General features: G+C 77.4%; 1 protein-coding gene and 1 pseudogene. Both read left to right on the forward strand.

The features are described 5' to 3' along the window. A partial coding sequence (locus AC1MIR_RS15510) for an ATP-binding cassette domain-containing protein (protein ID WP_480029093.1) occupies positions 1 to 1136 on the forward strand: 1136 nt, incomplete at its 5' end. Continuing rightward, positions 1133 to 1680 (forward strand): annotated as a pseudogene (locus tag AC1MIR_RS15515) (hypothetical protein); the annotation flags it as partial. The gene AC1MIR_RS15510 and the pseudogene AC1MIR_RS15515, both read left to right, overlap by 4 nt.

The following is a 1680-nucleotide window of genomic DNA, read 5'->3' on the forward strand; positions in this document are numbered from 1 at the left end:
GGGGGGGGGGGGGGGCCCCGGGCGGGGGGGGGGGGGGGGGGGTGTGGGGGGGGGGGGGGGCGGGCTCGGGGGGGGGGGGGGCCGCCGCCTCGCTCGCCTCCGCCCGCGCCGCCGCCGTCACGGCGCGGATCGGCGCGGCGGCGCAGGCGATCGTGGCGCTATCGGGCCTTGCGGCGCTGGTGCTCGGCGTCGGCGCGGTGCTGGCCGGGGCGATGACGGCGGGCGCGCTGATCGCCGGGATGATGCTGATCTGGCGCGTGCTGACGCCGATGCAGGGCGCCTTCCTGATGCTGTCCCGCTGGGAGCAGACCCGCGCCTCCATGCGGCAGGTGGACGGGCTGATGGCGCTGGAGACGGAACGCCCCGCCGCCGCGCGCGGCCTGATGGCGGCGCCAGCGCGCGGCGACGTGGTGTTCCATCGCGTCTCCCTGCGCTACCTCCCGCAGGCCGAGCCGGTGCTGGCCGGCGCCAGCTTCGCGATCCGCCATGGCGAGGTCGTCGCCGTCACTGGCGCGGATGGATCGGGCAAGTCCACGCTGCTGCAGCTGGTTGCCGGGCTCTATCGCCCGCAGGGCGGCGTGGTGCGGGTCGGCGGGCATGACGTGCGCGCCTATGACCCCGCGGTGCTGCGCCGCGCCGTCGCCTATGTGCCGCAGACGCCGCGGCTGCTCTACGGCACCATCGCGCAGAACCTGCGCCTCGCCGCGCCCGACGCGCCGGAGGAGGCGCTGCGCCGCGCCTGCGCGGAGGCGCATGTCCTGGCAGCCGTTGAGGCGCTGCCCGAAGGCTTCGAGACGCGCGTCGGCGACAACGCGACGGGCAGCCTGCCGCGCAGCCTGCTGGTGCGGCTCGGCCTGGCGCGGGCGTTGCTGCGCGACGCGCCGGTGCTGCTGCTGGACGAGCCCGTCGCGGGCCTGGACGAGGCGACCGCCACCGCCTTCGCGGGGGGGGTCGGCACCCGCCGCGGCCGTGCCACCATCCTGATGGCGACGCACCGTCCGAGCCACATGCGCCTGGCCGACCGCGTGCTGCGCATCGCCGATGCAGCGGTGGAGGAGGTGCCGGTGCCTGGCGCCAATCCGCCGGCGGCGCCGCTGCGCCTGCCCGTCTTCAAGCCCGCAGGACCGCAGAGATGAGCCGCATCCTCGCCCTTCCCGAGCCGAGCCGGGTGCCGAGCCCGGATCGCCACATCCTGGCGCTGGAGGAGGTGCGGCTGCGCGGCGCCGAACGCGCCGCCATCCTCGGCGCCGCCGCCATCGTCGCGGGCTTCCTCGGCTGGGCCGCGGTGACGCCGCTGCCCGAGATCGCAGTCGCGCCGGGTCAGGTGGAGACCTCGCTCGCCGCCGCGCCGGTGCAGCACCTGGAGGGCGGCATCGTGCAGGCGGTGCTGGTGCGCGAAGGCGAGACGGTGGCGGAAGGCCAGCCGCTGCTGCGCCTGCACGACGCCGCGCCGCGCGCGGAGCTCGGCCAGATGCAGGTGCGCCTCGCCGCGCTGCGGCTGCAGGCCGAGCGCCTCGCCGCGCTCGCGGCCGGCGGGACGCTGCCGCCCGCGCTGCCGGCGGCCGACGGCACGCTGCTGCGGACGGGACCGATCGGGCTGCGTGCCGCGGTGCTGGATCACGGCACGCCCTCCATCGGCTATGCGCTGACCGAGGAGACGCATCTGAATGTCTGGCGCAC

The organism is Falsiroseomonas sp. RANM36 (assembly GCF_056682175.1).